The organism is Streptomyces sp. NPDC000594 (genome assembly GCF_040299965.1).
Lineage (GTDB): Bacteria > Actinomycetota > Actinomycetes > Streptomycetales > Streptomycetaceae > Streptomyces.
Window position 1 is genome coordinate 468,969 of the sequence record NZ_JBEPCY010000003.1, and the last position, 21,612, is coordinate 490,580.

A 21,612-nucleotide genomic window follows, 5' to 3' on the forward strand; every position below is an offset into this window, starting at 1 on the left:
ATCCGACATCCGACGCCTGTCCGACACGGGTTCCGACGCCGGTTCCCACGCCGGTTCCGCTTCGGCGCCGCCGTGGGTACCTCCCGCCGGTGCCGACGCACCCACCCGCGTCGGCGCCCTCGGACGTACACCCGTCAGCGGGTCCGTCGGTACGGCCGTCGCATCTGCGGAACACCCTCGCCCGCGGCTTTCCAGCCGCTCCTCCCAGTTTTCTCCTGCCTCTTCATGGAGTGTCATCAAAATGACAGTTATGCGCGCTTTCCGGGTTTCCCGTACCACCGGTGTCCGTACGGCGGTCACCGCCGCGGTCACCGCCTCCGCCGTACTGCTGCTGGCCGGGCCCGCCGCCGCCCATGTCAGCGTGCAGCCGCAGGGCGAGGCCGCCCAGGGCGGTTACGCCACGGTCAACTTCAAGGTCCCCAATGAGCGCGACGACTCCGCCACCGTGAAGCTGGAGATCAACCTCCCGGCCGACCGACCGATGGCCTCGGTGCTGCCGCAGCCCGTCCCGGGGTGGAAGGTCAAGGTCACCAAGTCCAAGCTGGACAAGCCGCTCACCGTGCACGGACGGCAGATCACCGAGACCGTCTCGAAGATCACCTGGACGGCGGACGGCTCGAAGATCGGTCCGGGCCAGTTCCAGCAGTTCCCCGTCTCGCTGGGCCAGCTGCCCGAGGACACCGACCGGGTCGTCTTCAAGGCGCTCCAGACGTACGACAACGACGAGGTCGTCCGCTGGATCGAGGTGCCGCAGGAGGGCGCCGAGGAGCCGGACTCCCCCGCACCGGTCCTCACCCTCACCGCCCCGACCGGCGACCACCACGGAACGAGCGCCAAGGACTCCAAGGATTCCAAGGGTTCCGAGAAGGCCGGGGAGAGCGCCGGGGACGACCGGGGCAACGGCCATGACGAGCACGGCAAGGCCTCCGCCGAGACCTCCGGCGACTCCGACGCGTCGGACCCGACCGCCCGGATCCTGGGCGTGGTCGGCATCCTGGCCGGTGCCGTCGGTGTCGCCTTCGGTGTGCTGGCCGGCCGCCGCCGCGCCTGATGACCCACCGCCCCCGTACCCCTGTTCCGTACACACTCTTGGGACGTCTCTCCATGCGCAACCCGCGTCAGCAGCCCCAGCAGCCCCAGCAGAGCGACCTCATCGACCCGGCCGGCCCGGTCCAGGACCTCGCCGGGCACGCCCCCAGGCCCCGCCGCGGCCGGCGGATCACCTTCCTGACCGCCCTCGCGATGGCGGGGTCGCTCACTCTCACGGCCTGCGGCGGCTCGAAGGACGACACTGACGACAGCGCCGTCGCCGAGGTCTCCGCGACCGAGAAGGCCGACCCCGGCACCGTCCTGGACCGCCCGTACACCAAGCCGGATCTGGTCCTCACGGACACCCGGGGCAAGAAGTTCGACCTCCGCGAGGAGACCAAGGGCAAGCCCACGCTGGTCTTCTTCGGCTACACCACCTGCCCGGATGTCTGCCCGATGACGATGAGCAATATCGCCATCGCCGAGAAGACCCTCCCCCAGGCCGACCAGGACAAGCTCCAGGTCGTCTTTGTCACCACCAACCCCGAGGTGGACACCCCGAAGATCCTGGGCGAGTGGCTGCCCAGCGCCGGTCACAAGTCCTTCATCGGGCTCAGCGGCGACTTCGCGACCATCCAGGCGGGCGCCCGGCAGATGGGCATCGGCATCGACCCGCCGAAGAAGGAGAAGGGCGGCACCGTCGTGTCCATGCACGGCGCGCAGGTCATCGCCTTCTCCCCCAAGACCGACGAGGGCTATGTCCTCTACGGCGAGGGCACCACGCCCGACGAGTTCGCCCAGGACCTGCCCAAGCTGGTACGGGGGGAGAAGCCGTGACGCCCCACACCACCTCCCGCGCCGAGCGGCGCCGGGGCCGACGCCGGGGCCGGGCCCTGACCGGGACGGTCCTCGCGCTCTGCGCCGGGCTGACCCTGGCGGGCTGCTCCACGGCCGGGACACCGGCGAAGGCGGACAGCGACGGCGGCGGCGACCGTCCCCGGCTCTCCGTGGCCGGGGCGTTCATGCCCCGGCCGGTCGGCGACGACATGGCGGCGGGCTTTCTGACCGTCCGCAACGACGGTGGCACGGCCGACCGGCTCACCTCCGTCACCAGCACCCTCGCCGACGAGGTGACCATGCACACCGCGAAGGACCAGCGGATGCACGAGGTGGACTCCTTCGCGGTGCCCGCCGAAGGCGAGCTGAGCCTGCGGCGCGGTGGTGACCACCTCATGTTCATGGGGCTCGGCAAGCGGCCCGCCGAGGGCGACACGGTCACCGTGGAGCTGCGGTTCGAGAAGTCGGAACCGGTCACGGTGGACCTGCCGGTGAAGTCCGCCTCGTACAACCCGGCCACCACCACCGGCGGCGACAGCAGCGGCCCGGGCGAGGGTGCGGGCAGCGGTGCGGCGACGCATCCGCCGTCGCACTCGGCCGGGCACTGAGGACGAGGGGACGGACCACACACCATGACCGCCACCACCGCCCCGCGCCTCGGACCGCACCCGGTCCGGCCCGCGGATCCACGACGACGGCGACCGGCCCGTGCGCCACGGGCCCTGCTCGCCCTGGCCGTGCTGCTCGGCACGGTCCTCGGCACGCTCTTCGCCACCGCCGGACCCGCCGCCGCGCATGCCGCGCTGACCGGGAGCGACCCCAAGGACGGGGCGGTGGTGGAGACCGCCCCGGGGAGAGTGAGCCTCACCTTCTCCGAACAGATCGCCATGGGCAAGGACTCGATCCGGGTCCTGGAGCCCAGCGCCAAGCGCGCCGACACCGGTGCCGTCCTCGATCTCTCCGAGGGCGGGACCGTCACCTACGGCGTCGAACTCCGCGACGGGCTGCCCGACGGCACGTACACCGTCGCCTGGCAGGGCGTCTCCGCCGACAGCCACCCCATCTCGGGGGCGTTCACCTTCTCCGTCGGGGCCCCCTCCAAGACGGCGGTGGCCTTGCCCGACCAGGAGCCGGGCGGCGGAGCCGTGGGGCTGCTCTACGACATCGCCCGCTATGCCGCGTACACGTCGTTCGCGCTGATGGTCGGCGCGGTGGCGTTCATCCTGCTGTGCTGGCGGCGAGGCGCGGGCGTACGGCCGCTGCAACGGCTGGTCGCCCGGTCCTGGGTCGCGCTGACCGCCTCCACGCTGGCGATGCTGCTGCTGCGCGGCCCGTACACCCTGAACGGTTCGCTCACGGATGTGTTCGATCTCGCCGGGCTCCAGCCGGTGCTGGAGAGCAAGACGGGCGCGGCGCTCGTCTCCCGGCTGCTGCTGCTCGGCGCGGCGGCGCTCTTCATCGCGGTGCTCTTCGGGGCGTACGCGAAGGAGACCGCACGCCGGGAAGCGGAGGGAGCGGACGACGACGGTGATGCCGGTGATGTCCATGACGCCGGTGGCTCCGGGGCCCCGGGGAACCGCGAGAAGGACCTGAGCTTCGGGCTCGCCGTGGGCGGAACGGTCGTCGCCGCCGGGATCGCCGCCACCTGGGCGCTCTCGGAGCACGCCTCGACCGGGATCCAGCCGGGGCTCGCGATGCCCCTGGATGTCATCCATCTGCTGGCCGTCGCCTGCTGGCTCGGCGGTCTCGCGGCGCTGCTGACGGCGCTCTACCGGGCGCCCTCCATCGAACCCGCCGCGGTGCGGGCCTTCTCCAGGGTCGCCTTCGTCTCCGTGATCGTGCTGACCGCCACCGGGCTCTATCAGTCCTGGCGGCAGGTGGGCTCATGGTCGGCGCTGACCGGTACGTCGTACGGACAGTGGCTGCTGGCCAAGGTGGCGCTGGTGGCGGTGATGGTGGGGATCGCCTGGTTCTCCCGGAAGTGGACCGCGCGACTGGCCACGACCGCCACGGACGCCCCGCAGCCCGGCGAAGCCGACGACACCGACGAAGGCGGCGAAGCTGAAGAAGCCGAGAGTGGGGACGAGCGGGGGGACGAGGGTGCCGGGAGTGGCGACGCCTCCGGTCTCGACCCCGCGCGCGCCGCCCAGCTGGCCCGGCAGCGCACCGCCGTCGCCACCGCCCTCCGCAAGAAGGAGCGGGACGCCGACCCCGACCGCGCCGGACTGCGCCGCTCCGTCCTGGCGGAGGCGGGGATCGCCGTCGTTCTGCTCGCCGTGACCACGGTGCTGACCACCACCGAACCGGGGCGTACGGCCGAGGCGGCGAAGGACTCCACCGCCCCCGGCGCGGCGGCCCCGACGGCACCCGGCGCCACGGTCGAGCTGAAGCTGCCCTTCGACACCGGTGGCCAGGGCGGCAGCGGCACCGTCCGCCTCACTCTGGACCCGGCCCGGCCCGGCGGCAACGAGCTGCATCTCTGGGTCAACGGGAAGGACGGCGCTCCCCTCGACGTGCCCGAGCTGAAGCTCTCGTTCACCCTGGAGGCCAAGCAGATCGGCCCGCTGCCGATCACCCCCGAGCGGCTGGCGGCGGGACACTGGAGCGCCGGTTCGGTCCAGATCCCGATGCCCGGCGACTGGAAGGTCCAGGTGACCGTACGGACCTCCGACATCGACCAGGCCACCGTCTCCAAGAACCTCACGATCGGCTGACGTTTCACGTGAAACATCTGAAGCCCGGGTCGTCGCCGGCCCCTGACCCGCAGAACACCGTTCCCGGCTCCCGAGGGGCGAGCACCACCCCGGAGACCGTGGAACGAGGGGCGGGCACCGCCCCCGGCTCCCCGGACACCGTGGGCGACCCCGTCGACGGCAGGGCGGGCGCCCCGGGGGCGGTCTCCCGGCGGAGGCTGCTCGGCACGGCGGGCGCCGCCGGGGCGGGCGGACTCGCCCTGGGCGCGGTGGGCGGCGCGGTGGCACGGGCCGTGACCACCGAGGAGGCCCCCACCGCGCTCTCCTCGGTCGGTTCCACCGCTGTCGCCTTCCACGGCGGCCACCAGCCCGGGATCACCACACCCCTTCAGGCCCATGGCCATCTGATCGCCTTCGACCTCGCCCGGGGCGCGGGGCGCAAGGAGGCCGCCGCCCTGATGCGCCGCTGGTCGGCGCTGGCGGCCGAGCTGATGGAGGGGCGGCCCGCCGAGGCGGGGAACCACCGGGACACCGGGGTCGCCCTGGACGCCGGGCCCTCCTCGCTGACCCTCACCTTCGGCTTCGGCCGCTCCTTCTTCGACCGCACCGGGCTGGCGGCACGGCGGCCCGCAGGTCTCGACCCGCTGCCGCCCTTCTCCGCCGACCGGCTGGACCCCCGGCGGTCGAACGGCGACCTCTGGGTACAGATCGGCGCCGACGACGGACTGGTCGCCTTCCACGCGCTCCGCGCCGTCCAGCGGGCGGCCGGGAACACGGCGAGCGTGCGCTGGCAGATGAACGGCTTCAACCGCTCGCCCGGCGCGACCGCCCGCCCGATGACCACACGCAATCTGATGGGCCAGGTGGACGGCACCAACAACCCGGCGCCCTCCGAACCCGACTTCGACCGGCGGATCTTCGTCCCGGCGTCATCACCGGACAGCGCCGATTCCTGGCTGGCCGGAGGCTCGTACGCGGTGGTGCGCCGCATCCGGATGCTGCTGGACGACTGGGACGGGCTCGGCCTCACCGAGCAGGAGCGGGTCATCGGGCGGCGCAAGGCGGACGGCGCGCCGCTCACCGGGGGCTCCGAGACCACCCAGCTCGACCTGGAACGGCTGGACCGGGACGGCAAGCCGGTGATCCCGGCCAACGCCCATGCCCGGATCTCCGCGCCGGAGCAGAACGGCGGGGCGGCGATGCTGCGGCGCCCGTTCTCGTACCACGACGGGATCGACACGGACGGCACACCGGACGCCGGGCTGCTCTTCATCTGCTGGCAGGCCGATCCGCTGCGGGGCTTTGTCCCGGTGCAGCGGAAGCTGGACCGGGGGGACGCGCTCTCGCCGTTCCTGCGCCATGAGGCGAGCGGCCTCTTCGCCGTACCGGGCGGGGCACGGCAGGGCGAGTACGTGGGCCAGCGGCTGCTGGAGTCCTGACACCGTCCCGGGCCCGGGTGCGGAACACCGCCCGGGGCCGGGTGGCACCGCCCGGGGCCGGTGCGGAACACCGCCGGGGCCGGTCCAGAACGCAGCCCCGGGATTCCGGTACGGGCCACCGCCCCGGGCCGGACCAAGACGGCACCCCGGGGTCCCGGTACGGGCGGGAGGACTCTCGCGGTCCCATTAGGGTGACCGTATGTCAGCCACGCGCTACACGTACCTGGGCCCCGAGGGCACGTTCACCGAAGCCGCTCTCCGTACGCTCCCGGAGGCCGCCACCCGGGAACTCATCCCGATGGTGTCCGTGCCGGCCGCACTCGACGCGGTGCGCAACGGGGACGCGGCGGCGGCCCTCGTACCGATCGAGAACTCGGTGGAGGGCGGGGTCACCGCGACCCTGGACGAGCTGGCCTCGGGCGGCCCGCTGATGATCTACCGCGAGGTGCTGCTGCCCATCGCGTTCGCGCTGCTGGTACGGCCCGGTACCCAGCTCTCCGAGATCCGTACGGTGACCGGGCACCCGGTGGCACAGCCGCAGGTCCGCAAGTGGCTGCGGGAACATCTGCCGGACGCCGTGTGGGAGTCGGCGGCTTCGAACGCGGACGGGGCGCGTCTGGTGCGGGAGGGCAAGTACGACGCGGCTTTCGCGGGGGAGTTCGCGGCGGCGACCTATGGCCTGGAGGCCCTGGTCACCGAGATCCATGACGCGGAGAACGCGGAGACCCGATTTGTCCTGGTGGGCCGTCCGGCCCGGCCCTCGGCCCCGACGGGGGCGGACCGTACCTCGGTGGTGGTCTGGCTGGGTGACGACCGGCCGGGCGCGCTGCTGGAGCTGCTCCAGGAGTTCGCGGTGCGGGGGGTCAATCTGATGCTGATCCAGTCCCGCCCCACGGGAGAGGGAATCGGAAATTACTGCTTCTCCGTGGACGCGGAGGGTCATATTTCCGAGCGCCGGGTCAGTGAGGCGCTGATGGGGCTGAGGCGGACGGCTCCGAAGGTGCGCTTCCTCGGTTCGTATCCGCGGGCGGGTGTGGACCCGGCGGAAGTGGGGACTCCGCGGCCGGGGACCTCGGACACGGATTTCACGGACGCGGCGGACTGGCTGACCCGCTGCCAGGACGGCCGGGCCTGAGGCCGGGGCACCTCGCGGTGCCTCCCGGTGCCTCCCGGTGCCTCCCGGGAAAGCGTGGGCATCCCGCATGCCTTCCGTGCCCTGCGAGGTAGCTCCAATCCGATGACCGGAACTGTCCTACCTGCTGACTTTTACTGTCCACAGAGTTATCCACAGGGGACGGGAAGAGGCTGGGGACAAGTCGACATCTTCACCGTCGGCGATGGGCTCCAGCCGCTTCGACACCTTGGGGGGCTCCCCCCTCCCCCCAAGCCCCCCACCCCCCGCCCGCCGCCTCCCCGTCACCCTCCTTTCATTGATCAACTCGTTGGAGCGAGCAATTCCCACCCGAATGACCGCATAAGAGTGGCCACGGAAGGGATTCCGGTGCTCGTTGACTGTCCCGGGAAGACCAGACTCGCACGATCCACAAGAGTTCCGCACAGCCTGTGGATAACTTTCCGGGATTCCACCGCTCCTGTGGACAAGGCGACCCAAGTACCGCGTCGCACAACGGACATGGGTCAAATTCCGGCCTCACCCCTGCCCCGTACCGGGGAGGGGCCGCGCCATCCGCTTGACGCACGGGCGCCGTCGCGCACAGCCTTTCGACGCCCCTCCGAGCGGTCGGCGGAAGGGGCGGAATGGATCGGATCCGATCCGGTCGGGGCGACCGGAGGCGGGCCGTGGCGCGGGCGCGGGCATGCGGGGGCGGGGCATGCGCGTGGCGGACGGCGGGAGCAGCGCAGACATCACAAGGGCCCATTTCACAAAATGCACCAATGAGCCAAAATCTATCAATTTAGGCAAAAAGCCGTGCGGGCCGGTAAAGGAGTGGCCGGGCCACGAGTGCGCCCGGGTAGCCTGGTGGGGTGATTGACCTTCGCCTGCTTCGTGAGGACCCCGACCGAGTTCGCGCCTCCCAGCGCGCCCGTGGAGAGGACGTCGATCTTGTCGACGCCCTGCTCTCCGCCGATGAGCGGCGCAGGTCGTCCGGCGTGCGCTTCGATGAGCTGCGATCCGAGCAGAAGCAGCTCGGCAAGCTCGTCCCCAAGGCCTCCCCCGAGGAGCGGGCGGAGCTGCTGAAGCGGGCCGAGCAGCTCAAGACCGAGGTCAAGGCCGCCGAGGCGGCGCAGCACGAGGCCGATGACGAGACCCGTGCGCTGCTGCTCAGGCTGGGCAACCTCGTCCACCCCGACGTTCCGGTCGGTGGCGAGGACGACTTCGTCGTGCTGGAGACCCAGGGCACGATCCGTGACTTCGCCGCCGAGGGCTTCGAGCCCAAGGACCATCTGGAGCTGGGCGAGGCGCTCGGCGCCATTGATGTCGAGCGCGGCGCCAAGGTCTCCGGTTCGCGCTTCTACTATCTGACCGGTGTCGGCGCCCTGCTGGAGCTGGCCCTGGTGAACGCCGCCATCGCGCAGGCCACCGAGGCCGGTTTCACCCCGATGCTCACCCCGGCGCTGGTCCGTCCGCGCGCCATGGAGGGCACCGGTTTCCTCGGCCAGGCCGCCGAGAACGTCTACCAGCTGGAGAAGGACGAGCTGTATCTGGTGGGCACCTCCGAGGTGCCGCTCGCCGCGTACCACATGGACGAGATCCTCGACGCGGAGCAGCTGCCGCTGCGGTACGCGGGGTTCTCGCCCTGTTTCCGCCGTGAGGCCGGGACCTATGGCAAGGACACCCGGGGCATCTTCCGTGTGCACCAGTTCGACAAGGTCGAGATGTTCTCGTATGTCGCTCCGGAGGACGCCGCGGCCGAGCACCTGCGGCTGCTGGAGTGGGAGAAGCAGTGGCTGACCTCGCTGGAGCTGCCGTTCCAGGTGATCGATGTGGCCACCGGTGATCTGGGCGCCTCCGCCTCCCGCAAGTTCGACTGCGAGGCGTGGATCCCCACCCAGGGCAAGTACCGCGAGCTGACCTCCGCGTCCAACTGCGACAGCTTCCAGGCCCGCCGGCTGTCGATCCGGATGCGGGACGGCAAGAAGACCCAGCCGCTGGCGACGCTCAACGGCACGCTGTGCGCCGTCCCGCGCACCATCGTGGCGATCCTGGAGAACCACCAGCTGGCCGACGGCTCCGTCCGGGTGCCGGAGGTGCTCCGTCCGTACCTCGGTGGCCGGGAGCTGCTGGAGCCGGTCGCCCGGTGAGCGAGTCCCCTTCCCCGTCCTTCCCGTACGGTCTGATCGCCACCGACCTGGACGGCACCCTGCTGCGTTCGGACGAGTCCGTCTCCCGGCGGACCCGTACCGCGCTGGCCGCCGCCACCAAGGCGGGCGCGGCCCATATCGTCGTCACTGGCCGTTCGGTGCCGTGGACCCGGCACATACTGGACGGGCTCGGCTATCGGGGTCTGGCGGTCTGCGGGCAGGGCGCCCAGCTCTACCACGCGGGTGAGCACCGGCTGCTGACCTCGCTCACCCTGGACCGGCGGCTCGCCGGGCTGGCCCTGGCGAGGCTGGAGGCCGAGGTCGGTCCGCTGGCGGTGGCGGCGAGCCGGGACGGGCTGGACGGCGAGGTGCTGGTGAGCCCGGATTACGCGCTTCATGACGGGCCGCTTCCGGTGGTGCCGCTGGCCGACCCGGCCGATCTGTGGGCGGCTCCGCTGAACAAGATCTATATCCAGCATCCGACCCTCGGCGACGACGAGCTGACCGAGGCGGGCCGCCGGACCATCGGCGATCTGGTGGATGTGGTCATGGCGGGCGCCGGGATCGTGGAGATCCTTCCGCTGGGGCTCAACAAGGCCACCGGGCTGTCGCTGGCCGCCCGGCGGCTGGGGCTGCGCGCGGCGGACACCATCGCCTTCGGTGACATGCCCAATGACATCCCGATGTTCGGCTGGGCGGCGCGCGGGGTGGCGATGGCGAACGCCCATCCCGAGCTGAAGGCGGTGGCCACCGAGGTCACCGCCTCCAATGAGGACGACGGCATCGCGGTGGTGCTGGAGAGCCTGCTCGCGGCCTGACCGCCGCACCGGCCGCCCCGTCCCGGCCCGGAACACTCCCTGTATGCGTCGGCCCCCGTCCTCTTCCGGACGGGGGCCGACGCATGTTCGCGGGTTCAGGACCCGGCGGAGCCCCAGGGGCCGGCCGGGTCCGGGTGTCCCTGGTGCTCCGGGGGGCCCTGGGTCACTCCTCGCCCGCGAGCTTGAGGACCCGCAGGCGCTGTCCGGCGTACCAGGTCGCGGCCACCGTCACCCCGACGAGCAGGATCACGGCCATCGGCAGCCCGACCTCGGAGCCGATCATTCCCTCGGTGGCGATCCGCTCCGCCGGGGCCAGGGCCCACTGCTGGACGCTGAGGGCGCGCGCCCCCGGCACCAGGCTGCCGAAGAGGGACTCCCAGATCAGGGCGTAGATCAGTCCGATGACCACCGCATTGCGGTTGACCGTGCCGATGAGCAGGAAGAGCGCGCTGTACGCGATCGAGGCGATCAGCGCGGCCACGGTGTAGGCGACGGCTATCTGCTGGCCGTTTCCGTTGAGGATCAGCCCGGCGATCATGGTGGGTACGGCGGAGAAGACCATGGTCACGGCGATGGCGACGGTCAGCTTGGTCATGATGATCGTCGACCGCTTCACCGGCTTGGCGAGGAGATAGACGATCGAACCGTCGTCGATCTCCGGGCCGATCGCCCCGGTGCCCGCGATCACACCGATCAGCGGCACCATGGTGGCGAGGGCGAACTGTCCGAGGACCGTCTGGGCGATCTCGTCATCGGCCCCGTTGAAGATCCGTACCGCGGTGGCGATGAGCAGCAGCAGGGCGGGCAGGACGAAGAGGATGGCCGCCCGGCGCCGGCCGAGCACGGCCCGGTAGGTGAGCCGGGCGACTGTGGGGTTGTACATGAGACGTCACAGCTCCTTTCAGGCCGTTACGAGGTACGAGAAGACGGATTCGAGGGACTCGTCGGCGGGTGAGACCGTCAGCAGCCGGATGCCGTTGGCCTGGGCGACCCGGGGCAGCAGCTGGGTGAACCGGCCGAAGTCGACGGCCTGGATCCGCAGTCCGCCCTCGGCCAGGTCGACCTCGATCCCGGCGGTGGAGGCGTCGGCGATCAGGGCGGCGGCGAGCGCGCGGTCGTCGCTGGAGCGGACCTCGTACCGGTGCGGGCGGTCCTTCATCAGCCTGCGGATCCGGCGGAAGTCACCGGAGGCGGCGTGGCGGCCCGCGACGATCACCTCGATGTGCGAGGCGAGCTGTTCGACCTCCTCCAGGATGTGCGAGGAGAAGAGGACCGTACGGCCCATGGATCCCATCCGCCGCAGCAGCTCCATCAGCTGCATCCGCTGGCGCGGGTCCATGCCGTTGAACGGCTCGTCGAGCAGCAGTACGGCGGGGTCGTGCACCAGCGCGGAGGCCATCTTGACCCGCTGGCGCATGCCCTTGCTGTACGTGGAGATCTTGCGGTCCTGCGCGTACTCCATCTCCACCGTGGCCAGGGCGTGCTGGGCCGCCTTGGCGCCGAGTCCGTGCAGCTCCGCGTTGGCGACGACGAACTCACGGCCGGTGAGGAAGTCGTACATCGCCTCCCGCTCGGGGACCACGCCGATCTTGCGGTAGACGGACTCGTTGCGCCAGATCGCCTCCCCGTCGAGGGTGACGCTGCCGTTGGAGGGGGCGAGGAAGCCGCCCATCATATTGATGAGGGTCGACTTCCCGGCGCCGTTGGGACCGAGCAGCCCGGTGACCCCCGGGCCGATGGTCATGGTCACGTCGTTGACGGCCACGACATTGCCGAACCACCGGGAGGTGTGGTCGATCGAGAGAGTGCTCATGGGCGCTGCCCGTTCCTTGAAAGGCTGATGGCGGTCTGCGGGCTGTCCGGGGGTGTCACAGTCCCGCCTTCCCGTAGCGGCGCATCAGGACGGCGTACGAGCCGGCGCTGAGACCGAGGATGACCAGCAGATACACCAGCCCGGGGCCGGTGCCGACCGCCACTTGGCCGACGAAGTCCGAGTCGGCGCCGAGGAACGCGTTCTGCGCGCCGGCGATCAGGGTCGTCGGCGAGAAGAGCCCGAACCACGGGATCACGTCCAGGGAGTCCGACGAGTAGGCGATCTCCTGGACCACGGTGACCGACATCGCGGTGGTGATCAGCGTGGCGATGATCGCGGCGACGCCGAAGCCGCGGCGCGGGGTGAGGGCGGCCAGCACCAGCGAGAGCCCGCCGAAGAGCAGGGAGAGCAGCGCCGCCCCGACGAGGCCCTGGGCGAGTCCGGTGGTGTGGTCGGCGAAGTCCATCTTGGCGAGCAGCGCTCCGATGTAGAGCACGAGCAGCGGTACGGCGGTGAAGACGAAGAGCGCCGAGACCATGGCGCCGTACTTGGCGAGCACATAGTCGGACCGCTCGATCGGGCGGGAGAAGTACAGGGGTATGGTCCGGAAGCGCAGGTCCCGGGAGACCGACTGGGGTGCCTGGGAGGCGACGTACAGCCAGATCACCGGCTGGAGCGCCATCACATAGCCGGTGTACTCGATGGGCAGGTCCTTGACCTTGGTGCTGACCGCGACCGCGACCACGATGGCGGCGGGCAGCACCATGAAGGCGGCCAGCAGCAGGGGCATGATCTTGGACTTGGTGGAGCGGCCGAGGCCGTAGGAGCCGCGCAGGGACTGGACGAAGAGCGAGCGGCGCGCATAGGCGCGGCCGAGCCGCCGTCCCTCGTAGTTGCGGTATCCGATGTTGTGGATACGGGTGGTCTCGGGGACCGCCCCGGGAATGTGGCCGCTCATCGGCTCTGTACCTCCGTCGACTGGTGCGCGCCCTGGTCCGCCGGGTCGGTGCGGAACACCTCGGCTATCCGGTGCCGTCGCTGTTCCATGCGGACCAGGCCGAGGCCGAGGCCGGCGACGGTGTCCCGGACCAGGTCGTAGGTCTCGTCTCCGGCGGCCTCCAGGAGAAGGATGTGTCCGGCGCCGGGCAGTCCCTCCTCGGTGGCGGCGTGGAGGGTGACTCCGGCGGCGGTGAGGCGGTCGCGGAGGACGGCGGTGCCGTCGGGGTGCTCGTCGCTGTCGGTGACCTCCACCGCGAGGGTGGTGGTGGTGCGGGTGAAGTCGCTGGTGGAGCTGGAGCGCAGCAGGGAGCCGCCGTCGATGACGACGACATGGTCACAGGTGCGTTCGAGTTCGCCGAGGAGGTGCGAGGTGACGAGGACGGAGATGCCGAAGTCGGTGTGGATCCGGCGGATCAGACCGAGCATCTCGTCCCGGCCGACGGGGTCGAGGCCGTTGGTGGGTTCGTCGAGGAGGACCAGCTGGGGGTCGTGGACCAGGGCCTGGGCGAGCTTCACCCGCTGCTTCATGCCGGTCGAGTAGCCGCCGATGGGGCGGTACCGCTCCTCGTAGAGGCCGACGTGGCGCAGGGTGTCGGCGGTGCGCTCGCGGGCGGCGGTGGGCGGGAGTCCGGACATGCGGGCCATATGGACGACGAACTCGGTGGCCGAGACATCGGGCGGCAGGCAGTCGTGTTCGGGCATATAGCCGACGCGCTCGCGGATCTGGCCGCCGCTGGTGGCGACGTCGAGTCCGAGGACGGCGGCCCGGCCCTCGGTGGCGGGGGCGAGGCCCAGGAGGATCTTGATCAGGGTGGACTTGCCGGCCCCGTTGGATCCCACGAGTCCGGTCACTCCCGGGCCGATGTCCAGGGTGAGCCGGTCCAGCGCGGTCACCCGCGGGTACCGCTTACTGAGGCTTTCGGTCACGATCACAGTCACGATCCGACCGTAGTGGTGCCGGGCGGGACGGGCGTCAGCCCTGATGGTTGGTTCGGTGTCAGCCTCTGGGGGGACCCTCCCCCAGGGGATGCGACCAAAGAGGACAGGATCCGTCAGGGGTGCGCGACGAAAGGCGCGTGCTCTGTCCATCCTCCGGCCCCCTCCTCTTCCCGTTCCCTACGGCGAGATTACGGGTCCGGGGACGGTCGCGGCCGGTTGTCCACAGGCCGTTGTCCACAGGCGGAGCGGGCATGTTGACGCGGTCGGCGGGCATGGTCACTCTCGTTGGTGTCACCGTGGCCGCGCGCCGCGCGCGGTACGCAAGGAGGTCGGGCGGGCGTGAGTGGACAGGACACCCGAGAGCGCTGGGTCCGTACGGGAGGGGTGGAGCTGTGCGTCGCCGAGACGGGTGATCCGGCACGGCCCACGATCGTGCTGGTGCACGGCTACCCCGACAGCAAGGAGGTCTGGTCGGGGATCGCCGAGCGGCTGGCCGACCGGTTCCATGTGGTGACGTACGACGTGCGGGGCCATGGCCGCTCGTCCGCGCCGAAGCCGCTGCGCGGGGGTTTCACCCTGGAGAAGCTCACGGACGACTTCCTGGCGGTCGCGGACGCGGTCAGTCCGGACCGGCCGGTCCATCTGGTGGGCCATGACTGGGGTGCCGTCCAGGCCTGGGAGTTCGTGACGGTGGAGCGGGCGGCGTCCAGGGTCGCCTCCTTCACCTCGATCTCCGGGATATCCCTGGACCATCTGGGCCTGTGGGCGCGGGGGCGGGTGAAGCGGCCCACGCCCCGGGCGCTCGCGCACCTGCTGCGGCAGGGCGCGATGTCGTGGTACATCGGGCTGTTCCACACCCCGGTCCTGCCCGAGCTGCTGTGGCGGGGCCCGGTGGGCGCGCGCTGGCCCGCGGCGCTGCGGCGGGTGGAGAAGGTGCCCGCCGACGGCTATCCGACGGCGTCGCTGGTCCAGGACGCGGTGCACGGTCTCTGGCTCTACCGGGACAATGTGCGCGCCCGGCTGCGGCGGCCCCGCACGGACGCCGTCACCGAGGTCCCGGTGCAGCTGGTCACGCCGACCGGGGACATCTATCTCTCCGGTCCCATCCATGACGATCTGGAGCGCTGGGCGCCCCGGCTGACCCGGCGCACCCTGCGGGCCCGGCACTGGTGTCCGAGGACCAGGCCCGACCAGCTGGCCACGTGGATCGACGGTTTCGTCCGGGCGCAGGAGGAGCCGGGCGGTTCGCTGCCGGCCGCGACCGCCGGGCGGCGGGCCGGGGCGGCCGGGAGACCGGGCGGCGGCGGGCGTCGGGAGGTCGGTGCCGGGCGGGCGGGGCGCCGGACGTACGCCGAGTGGTTCGGCGGCCGGCTGGTCCTGGTCACGGGCGCGGCGAGCGGTATCGGCCGGGCCACGGCCCTCGCCTTCGCCGCCGCGGGGGCACGGATCGTGGCCGTGGACCGCGACGGCGAGGGGGTCGCCGCGGTCGTGGCGGAGGCCCGGGAGGCGGGCGCCGCGGGGGCCTGGGCGGAGACCGTGGATGTGGCCGACGCGGAGGCGATGGAGAAGCTCGCCGAGCGGGTCGCCCGTGAGCACGGGGTGGTGGACATCCTGGTGAACAATGCGGGCATCGGTGTCACCGGCCCCTTCCTGGAGACCGGGACCGAGGAGTGGAAGCGGATCCTCGGCGTCAATCTCTGGGGTGTGGTCCATGGCTGCCGGCTCTTCGGGCGGCAGATGGCCGAGCGCGGGCAGGGTGGACATATCGTCAATATCGCTTCTGCGGCGGCGTATCAGCCGTCCCGGACGCTGCCCGCCTACAGCACCACCAAGGCGGCGGTGCTGATGCTCAGCCAGAGCCTCCGTGCCGAGCTGGCCGGGAAGGGCATCGGGGTCTCGGCGGTGTGTCCCGGGTTCATCCATACGGGCATCACCTCCACCGCCCGGTTCACCGGGGTGGACGAGGCCGCGCAGGAGCGGCTGCGGAAGCGGACCACCCGGCTGTACCGGCTGCGTGGCTACCCGCCGGAGAAGGTGGCGGACGCGGTGCTCCGGACGGTGCTGGACAACCGTGCGGTGGTCCCGGTCACCGTGGAGGCCCGCACCATGCTGGCCATCTCCCGCCTGGCCCCGCCGCTGAGCCGGGCACTGGCCCGGCTGAACCCGCTCCGCCGGAGCTGATCCCCGGCGCCCCGGGGCGGGTTGCTCCGGGGCGCTTTTCCCGGGGGTATCCGAGGCGGGCCGAACCCGGGGCGGCTGCGGAGGTGTTGACCGTACGGCCGTCAGAGCCCTTTCTGGCGGGGGTGATTGGGCAACACCTCCGGTCGGCACGGTCGTTATCCACAAAATGGCGCTCCAGGCTGTGGATAACTCGCCTTTGCTGTGGATCAAACCTGGTGAGCAGGATTTTTTCCGATCCCCCGGCCTTCGGGCGGCCGGGGGACGGACCGCAGCAGGGCCGGTCCACCAGGGACGAAGCGGCCCAGAGGGCGACCCGGGCGGTGACTCAGGAGGTGACCCGGCAGCGCGGGCGGTGTCTCAGACGGTGACGCGGGCCGTCGCGAGCTGTGCCGGGGCCTCGGTCGCGATCCGCTCGAAGACCGCCCGGTCCGCGGCGAACTCCGAATCCGGGATGGGGGCATGGACGACGATCTCGGTGAAGCCCAGCTCGCTGTGGCGGCCCGCGAAGTCGACAAAGGCGTCCAGCGACTCCAGCGGGGCGCCCCGGTCCGGGGTGAAGCCGGTGAGCAGCACCTTCTCCAGCTCGTCCGTGTCCCGACCGATCTCGGCGCAGGCCTTGCCGAGCCCGTCGAGCTGGCGCCGCAGCGCCTCCCGGGAGTCCTCGGGCGTCCCCGTCTCGAAGATCGCCGGATCGCCGGTGGTCACCCATGCCTGACCGTGGCGGGCCGCCAGCCGCATCCCGCGCGGACCGGTCGCGGCGACCGCGAAGGGCAGCCGGGGCCGCTGGACACAGCCGGGGAGGGTACGTGCCTCGACCGCCGTGTAGTAGGTCCCGTCCTGGCTCACGGCCTCCTCGGTGAGCAGCCGGTCCAGCAGCGGGAGGAACTCCTCGAACCGGTCGGCCCGCTCCCTGGGGGTCCATGCCGTCTGTCCCAGCGCCACCGCGTCGAAGCCCTTGCCGCCCGCGCCGACCCCCAGGGTGAACCGTCCGCCCGAGAGATCGTCCAGCGACATCAGCTCCTTGGCGAGGGGCACCGGATGCCGGAAGTTCGGGGAGGTCACCAGGGTGCCCAGACGCAGCCGTGCGGTCACCCCCGCGGCGGCGGCCAGCGTGGGCAGGGCCCCGTACCAGGGGCCGTCGCGGAAGGTGCGCCACGTCAGATGGTCATAGGTGTAGGCGGTGTGGAACCCCAGCTCTTCGGCGCGCAGCCACTCATCGCGGCCACCGCTGTGCCAGGGACGGACGGGGAGGATCACGGTGCTCAGACGCATACCGCGAGCGTACGTTCCCCAGGGGTCCCGCGGGCCCCCGGAGCACAGCGGCCCCTCGCCCGCCGGACCGCGCGCCCGTGCCCCCCTGGGCCGTACCCCCGTGGCCATGTGCCCGGGTCACGGCCCGGGTGGACCGCCGGGCCGCTCCCGCCCGTGGTCCCGTCCGAGGGGTACGGGACAATGGACCGGTGACCTCAGCTACCGACCCCCAGGCCGTGGCCCCAGTCCCCCGGCTGATCGCCACCGATCTGGACGGCACCCTGTTGCGCGACGACACATCGGTCTCGGAGCGCACGGTCGCGGCGCTGGCCGCCGCCGAGGAGGCCGGGATAGAGGTCTTCTATGTCACCGGCCGCCCGGCCCGCTGGATGCATGTCGTCAGCGCCTATGTCCACGGCCATGGGCTGGCGATCTGCGCCAATGGGGCGGCCGTGGTGGATCTCCGGAACGGGGGCCGGCTGGTGACCGTCCACCCGCTGGAGCGGCGGACGGCCCTCGATGTCGTCCTGGCCCTGCGCGCGGCCACCCCCGGGGTGGTCTTCGGGGTGGAGACGACGGAGGGCTTCCACCATGAGCCCGCCTACCCCCGGATACACGCCCATGACCCGGGAATGATCGTCGCGGTCGCCGAGAAGCTCCTCGAATGCCCGCCCGGGGCGGGTCCGGGCAGCGGCGCGCAGGTGGTCAAGCTGCTCGCCCACCATCCCTCGCTCGCCCCCGACGCCTTTCTCTCCCTCGCCCGCGACGCCGCCGGTGGGCTGGCCTCGCTCACCCGGTCCAGCCCGTCCGCCCTGGTGGAGATCAGCGCCCCGGGGGTGAGCAAGGCGAGCACCCTCGCCCGCTGCTGTGCCGAGCGCGGGATCTCCGCCGCCGAGGTGGTCGCCTTCGGTGACATGCCCAACGATGTGGAGATGCTGACCTGGGCGGGCACCTCGTACGCCATGGGCAACGCCCACCCCGACGTGGTGGCCGCCGCCTCCGGGCGTACCGTCGCCAACAACGAGGACGGGGTGGCGGTCGTCATCGAGCGCATCCTGCGCGAGCGGGCCGAGGGCGCCCGCTGACCCGTGCCCGCCGGATGCCCGCCGGGAACACAGAACCCGGTCAGAGCAGGACGCCCCGGGCCCGCAGCCAGGCCACCGGGTCGACCGCCGAACCGGGGGCCGGGGTGGTGCGGGCCTCGAAGTGGAGGTGGGGGCCGGTGGAGTTGCCGGTGGTGCCCGCCAGGCCGATCCGCTGGCCGGTACGGACCTCCGCGCCCGGTGCCACCGTCGCGGACGCCAGATGCGCGTACTGCGTCCGGAAACCGTCCGGGTGGCGGACCACGATCTCCAGTCCGAACGGGCCGCCGCAGGAGACCGTGAGCACCCGGCCCGTACCCACCGAGTGCACCGGGGTGCCGACGGGGACCGCGAAGTCCTGCCCGGTGTGCCGGCCGGCCCAGTAGGTGCCCCGGCGGCCGTACCCCGCCGACAGCAGGTATCCCCGCACCGGGGCCACCCAGCGCGCCGGTGCCGGTGCTTCCGGTGCTTCCGGTGGCTCCGGTGGTTCCGGCGCGGTTCCGGCGGGCGGGGTGGTACCCGTACAGCCGCTGCCCGTGCCGGTCCCTTCCGCCCTGAGCAGCACCTCCCGGGCCCGCGCCAGTTTCTCCTCGATCTCCCGGCGGACCTCCGACAGCCTCTCCCCGCGGTCCTCCAGGTCCCGCCAGGCGGCGCGGGCGCGGCGTTCGGCCGCCGTGTACCGGCGCTCGGCGAGCCGGGCCCGTACCAGCAGGCCCTGGGCGGCCGTCTCCGCCTGGTGGGCGTATCTCCGGCCGCGCAGCAGATCGTCCGGGTCCCGGGCGTTCAGCAGCCGGGCGGTGACGGCGAGCGGTCCGCCGGTCCGGTACTGGGCGCGCGCGTAGGCGCCCATGGCCTCCTGGAGGCCCTGGAGTTCGCGGCGCTGCCGTTCGAGCCGCCGCTGGAGGCCGTCCGCGCGCAGCCGCAGGCTCCGGGCGGCGTACCGGCCCCGCGCGTGGGCGGCGACGGCCCGGTCGACCTCCTCGTGGAGCCGGGTGACCTCGGCCGCCCCGGCGGACCCGGTTCCCGGGCCGGTCATGCCCCCGGTCGTGGCTTCGGCCGAAGCCACGGGCGCAGGCACGGGTACGGGCGTGCTCCGGGACGCGGGCGCCGACACGGTCACGGTCACCGCCGAGGGCGCGGGCGCCGGCATGGTCACGGACGCGGTCGCCGTACCCGTGTCCGGTCCGGCGGCGGTGCCCGCGTGGCCGGTGACCGGTGTCAGCAGCAGCGCGCAGAGCGCCGCCCCGGCGGCCAGGGGGAGCCGGGCGCGATATCGGAGACCCATGGCCTGATCGTGTCGTGGCGGGGCGGGGAATCCGGGGACCTCGGGGTGTCGTACCGCCACTTGGCCGAGCATCCGGGAGCGGGCGGCGGCCCCGGCTCCCGGCCCCGTCCCGGCCGCCTCTACAGGGGCGCCTCCCAGTGCACCGTGGTCCCCCGTCCCGCCGGGCCGAGCCCCGGCCCGCAGCGGCTGGACCCGCCCAGGGACTCGGCCCGGCGGGCGAGGTTGCGCAGCCCGCTGCGGCGCCCCCCGGCGGGGATGCCGACCCCGTCGTCGGCGACGGTGAGCCGGACCCCGGCGGTGCCGTCCGGCAGCTGTGCCCCGGCGTCCACGACGACCTCGATCCGGGACGCGCGGGCATGGCGGAAGGCGTTGGAGAGGGCCTCCCGTACGGCGGCGATCAGATTCTTCCCGGTCAGTTCGGTGACGGCGGAGTCCACCGGTCCCAGGAAGCGGTGACCCGGGGTGAACCCCAGCGGTACGGCGGCCATATTGATCTCCCGCAGGACCCGGGTGCGCAGCCCGGACGGGGCCTCGGCGGGGCCCTGTTGCAGGGCGAAGATGGCCGTACGGATCTCCTGGATCGTCACATCGAGTTCGTCGACGGCCTTGCCGACCCCGTCCTGGAGGGCGGGCACCACCGACTTCCGCTGGGCGCCCTCCAGCATCATCCCGGTGGCGAACAGCCGCTGGATCACCAGGTCGTGCAGATCGCGGGCGATGCGGTCGCGGTCCTCGTACACCGCCAGCCGTTCCCGGTCGCGCTGGGCCTCCGCCATCACCAGGGCGAGGGCCGCCTGGGCGGCGAACTGGGTGGCGAGGGTCCGTTCGGCGGCGCTGAACTGCCGTGCCCCGCGCGGCCGGGGGGTGGCGAGCGCGCCCAGGACCCGGCCCTCGCTGTGCAGGGGCAGCAGCATGCCGGGGCCGTAGGCGGCGGCCTGCGGGACACCGATCCGGGGGTCGGTGGCGGTGTCGGTCACGAAGAGCGGTTCCCCGGCGAGCAGGGTGGCGACCACGGGGCTCTCGGGGCCGATCACCAGCCCCAGCGGGGGAGCCGGGCCGTCGGCGGCGACCGCGACGATCTCCAGTCCGCCCTCGGCGGCGGGGAGCATCACGATCCCGGCGGCGGCGTCGGCGAGCCGGCGGGCCTGTTCGGCGACGACGGTGAGGGCGTCCTCGGCGTCGCCGCCGGAGAGCAGTGCGGTGGTGACGGCGACCGAGCCGTCGATCCACCGTTCCCGCTGGCGGGCGGCTTCGTAGAGACGGGCGTTGCCGATGGCGATCCCGGCCTCGGTGGCGAGTACCCGCACCATGTGGAGGTCGTCCTCGTTGAACTCCTCCCCGCCGTTCTTCTCGGCCAGATAGAGATTGCCGAAGATCTCGCCCTGGACCCGGATGGGGACGCCGAGGAAGCTCCGCATCGGGGGGTGGCCCGGCGGGAATCCGGCGAAGCGGGGGTCCTCGGTGAGATCGCGGAGCAGCAGCGGTGCCGGGTCGTGGATCAGCGCGCCGAGCAGTCCGCGCCGGCCGCTCGGGCGGTGGCCGATCCGGTCGGCCACCTCCGCGCCGACGCCATGGGTGACGAAGTCGGAGAGTCCCCGGCCCTCCTCGTCCACGACGCCGATGGCCGCGTAGCGGGCGTCGGCGAGTTCGGCGGCGGTCTCGCAGATCCGGTCGAGGGTGGAGTGCAGCTCCAGTCCGGTGCCGACGGAGCGCATGGCCTCCAGCAGTTGGGGGACCCGGGCGGTCAGCTCGGAGGAGAGTCCCTGGAGGCCTCGGGGGGCGGCGGTCGCGGTGTCGAGCGGGTCCCGGCCCGCGTCGTCCCGGTCCGCGTCACCCCCGGCCGGGTTGTCGGAGGGCTCCGGTTCCCCGGGCTCCCCGGGCTCCTGTGCGTCCTGCGGTGCGGGCACGATCATGAGCTTGAGCCTAGTAATTCCCTTTTAGGGAGGAAAGTCAGCGGCTCCTGTCCCGCCGGGCCGCGGAGG

General features: G+C 72.2%; 16 protein-coding genes and 1 pseudogene. 10 read left to right on the forward strand and 7 right to left on the reverse strand.

The window, feature by feature from the left end; translation table 11 throughout:
- Positions 1-250 precede the first annotated feature (250 nt).
- From ABT354_RS07040 to ABT354_RS07075, 8 genes and pseudogenes are all read left to right on the forward strand, one after another.
- Complete coding sequence (locus ABT354_RS07040; RefSeq protein ID WP_351490029.1) at positions 251-1,051, forward strand: YcnI family copper-binding membrane protein; 801 nt, start codon at positions 251-253, stop codon at positions 1,049-1,051.
- A gap of 191 nt (positions 1,052-1,242) precedes the next feature.
- Positions 1,243-1,866: an SCO family protein gene (locus ABT354_RS07045; protein WP_351490195.1), complete on the forward strand. Its 624-nt coding sequence runs from the start codon at positions 1,243-1,245 to the stop codon at positions 1,864-1,866.
- Positions 1,863-2,381, forward strand: a pseudogene (locus ABT354_RS07050) (copper chaperone PCu(A)C); the annotation flags it as partial. The gene ABT354_RS07045 and the pseudogene ABT354_RS07050, both read left to right, overlap by 4 nt.
- 117 nt (positions 2,382-2,498) lie before the next feature.
- Positions 2,499-4,580, forward strand: a complete 2,082-nt coding sequence (locus ABT354_RS07055) for a copper resistance CopC/CopD family protein (RefSeq protein WP_351490031.1) — start codon at positions 2,499-2,501, stop codon at positions 4,578-4,580.
- A 140-nt stretch (positions 4,581-4,720) separates the two neighbouring features.
- Positions 4,721-5,998 carry an iron uptake transporter deferrochelatase/peroxidase subunit gene (gene efeB / locus ABT354_RS07060; protein ID WP_351490200.1) on the forward strand — a complete coding sequence of 426 codons (1,278 nt, stop codon included), beginning with the start codon at positions 4,721-4,723 and terminating at the stop codon, positions 5,996-5,998.
- A 199-nt stretch (positions 5,999-6,197) separates the two neighbouring features.
- Positions 6,198-7,133 carry a prephenate dehydratase gene (gene pheA / locus ABT354_RS07065; RefSeq protein WP_351490033.1) on the forward strand — a complete coding sequence of 312 codons (936 nt, stop codon included), beginning with the start codon at positions 6,198-6,200 and terminating at the stop codon, positions 7,131-7,133.
- An 851-nt stretch (positions 7,134-7,984) separates the two neighbouring features.
- Entirely contained in the window at positions 7,985-9,262 is a 1,278-nt protein-coding gene (gene serS, locus ABT354_RS07070; RefSeq protein ID WP_351490035.1) for a serine--tRNA ligase, read from the forward strand.
- Positions 9,259-10,080 (forward strand): HAD hydrolase family protein, encoded by an 822-nt coding sequence (locus ABT354_RS07075; protein ID WP_351490037.1) that lies wholly within the window; start codon positions 9,259-9,261, stop codon positions 10,078-10,080. The genes serS and ABT354_RS07075 overlap by 4 nt, the downstream gene beginning before the upstream one ends.
- A 163-nt stretch (positions 10,081-10,243) precedes the next feature.
- On the opposite strand, the gene ABT354_RS07080 is transcribed toward ABT354_RS07075, so the two are convergent.
- The 4 genes from ABT354_RS07080 to ABT354_RS07095 are packed head-to-tail and all read right to left on the reverse strand — an operon-like array spanning position 10,244 to position 13,825.
- Complete coding sequence (locus ABT354_RS07080) at positions 10,244-10,963, reverse strand: ABC transporter permease (RefSeq protein ID WP_351490039.1); 720 nt, start codon at positions 10,961-10,963, stop codon at positions 10,244-10,246.
- An 18-nt stretch (positions 10,964-10,981) separates the two neighbouring features.
- Positions 10,982-11,893, reverse strand: a complete 912-nt coding sequence (locus tag ABT354_RS07085; RefSeq protein ID WP_351490041.1) for an ABC transporter ATP-binding protein — start codon at positions 11,891-11,893, stop codon at positions 10,982-10,984.
- A 55-nt stretch (positions 11,894-11,948) separates the two neighbouring features.
- Positions 11,949-12,851, reverse strand: a complete 903-nt coding sequence (locus ABT354_RS07090; RefSeq protein ID WP_351490043.1) for an ABC transporter permease — start codon at positions 12,849-12,851, stop codon at positions 11,949-11,951.
- Positions 12,848-13,825 carry an ABC transporter ATP-binding protein gene (locus tag ABT354_RS07095; protein ID WP_351490202.1) on the reverse strand — a complete coding sequence of 326 codons (978 nt, stop codon included), beginning with the start codon at positions 13,823-13,825 and terminating at the stop codon, positions 12,848-12,850. Before ABT354_RS07095 ends, ABT354_RS07090 begins: the two co-directional genes overlap by 4 nt.
- A gap of 345 nt (positions 13,826-14,170) precedes the next feature.
- Here ABT354_RS07095 and ABT354_RS07100 point away from each other — a divergent pair, with 345 nt between their 5' ends.
- Positions 14,171-16,012, forward strand: a complete 1,842-nt coding sequence (locus tag ABT354_RS07100) for an SDR family oxidoreductase (protein WP_351490045.1) — start codon at positions 14,171-14,173, stop codon at positions 16,010-16,012.
- Between the two features lie 357 nt (positions 16,013-16,369).
- On the opposite strand, the gene ABT354_RS07105 is transcribed toward ABT354_RS07100, so the two are convergent.
- A complete protein-coding gene (locus tag ABT354_RS07105; protein ID WP_351490048.1) occupies positions 16,370-17,284 on the reverse strand; it encodes an LLM class flavin-dependent oxidoreductase in 915 nt (304 codons plus the stop codon).
- 188 nt (positions 17,285-17,472) lie between these two features.
- On the opposite strand from ABT354_RS07105, the gene ABT354_RS07110 reads away from it, so the two are divergent.
- The gene (locus ABT354_RS07110; protein ID WP_351490051.1) at positions 17,473-18,348 is read left to right on the forward strand and encodes an HAD family hydrolase; all 876 of its coding nucleotides are present in this window, start codon (positions 17,473-17,475) and stop codon (positions 18,346-18,348) included.
- A gap of 40 nt (positions 18,349-18,388) precedes the next feature.
- Here ABT354_RS07110 and ABT354_RS07115 read toward each other — a convergent pair whose 3' ends face one another.
- Together ABT354_RS07115 and ABT354_RS07120 are read right to left on the reverse strand one after the other, a co-directional pair.
- On the reverse strand, positions 18,389-19,630 hold the full coding sequence (locus tag ABT354_RS07115) for a M23 family metallopeptidase (protein ID WP_351490053.1): 1,242 nt from the start codon (positions 19,628-19,630) through the stop codon (positions 18,389-18,391).
- Positions 19,631-19,749: 119 nt separating this feature from the next.
- Positions 19,750-21,543: a GAF domain-containing sensor histidine kinase gene (locus ABT354_RS07120; protein WP_351490056.1), complete on the reverse strand. Its 1,794-nt coding sequence runs from the start codon at positions 21,541-21,543 to the stop codon at positions 19,750-19,752.
- Positions 21,544-21,612 lie beyond the last annotated feature (69 nt).

Bases quoted from the DNA above. Each gene is read 5' to 3' on its own strand.
- ABT354_RS07055 (WP_351490031.1), top strand. From the start codon at position 2,499: ATGACCGCCACCACCGCCCCGCGCCTCGGACCGCACCCGGTCCGGCCC.
- ABT354_RS07120 (WP_351490056.1), bottom strand. From the start codon at position 21,543: ATGATCGTGCCCGCACCGCAGGACGCACAGGAGCCCGGGGAGCCCGGG.
- ABT354_RS07090 (WP_351490043.1), bottom strand. From the start codon at position 12,851: ATGAGCGGCCACATTCCCGGGGCGGTCCCCGAGACCACCCGTATCCAC.
- ABT354_RS07040 (WP_351490029.1), top strand. From the start codon at position 251: ATGCGCGCTTTCCGGGTTTCCCGTACCACCGGTGTCCGTACGGCGGTC.
- ABT354_RS07080 (WP_351490039.1), bottom strand. From the start codon at position 10,963: ATGTACAACCCCACAGTCGCCCGGCTCACCTACCGGGCCGTGCTCGGC.
- ABT354_RS07085 (WP_351490041.1), bottom strand. From the start codon at position 11,893: ATGAGCACTCTCTCGATCGACCACACCTCCCGGTGGTTCGGCAATGTC.
- ABT354_RS07045 (WP_351490195.1), top strand. From the start codon at position 1,243: ATGGCGGGGTCGCTCACTCTCACGGCCTGCGGCGGCTCGAAGGACGAC.
- pheA (WP_351490033.1), top strand. From the start codon at position 6,198: ATGTCAGCCACGCGCTACACGTACCTGGGCCCCGAGGGCACGTTCACC.
- ABT354_RS07105 (WP_351490048.1), bottom strand. From the start codon at position 17,284: ATGCGTCTGAGCACCGTGATCCTCCCCGTCCGTCCCTGGCACAGCGGT.
- ABT354_RS07115 (WP_351490053.1), bottom strand. From the start codon at position 19,630: ATGGGTCTCCGATATCGCGCCCGGCTCCCCCTGGCCGCCGGGGCGGCG.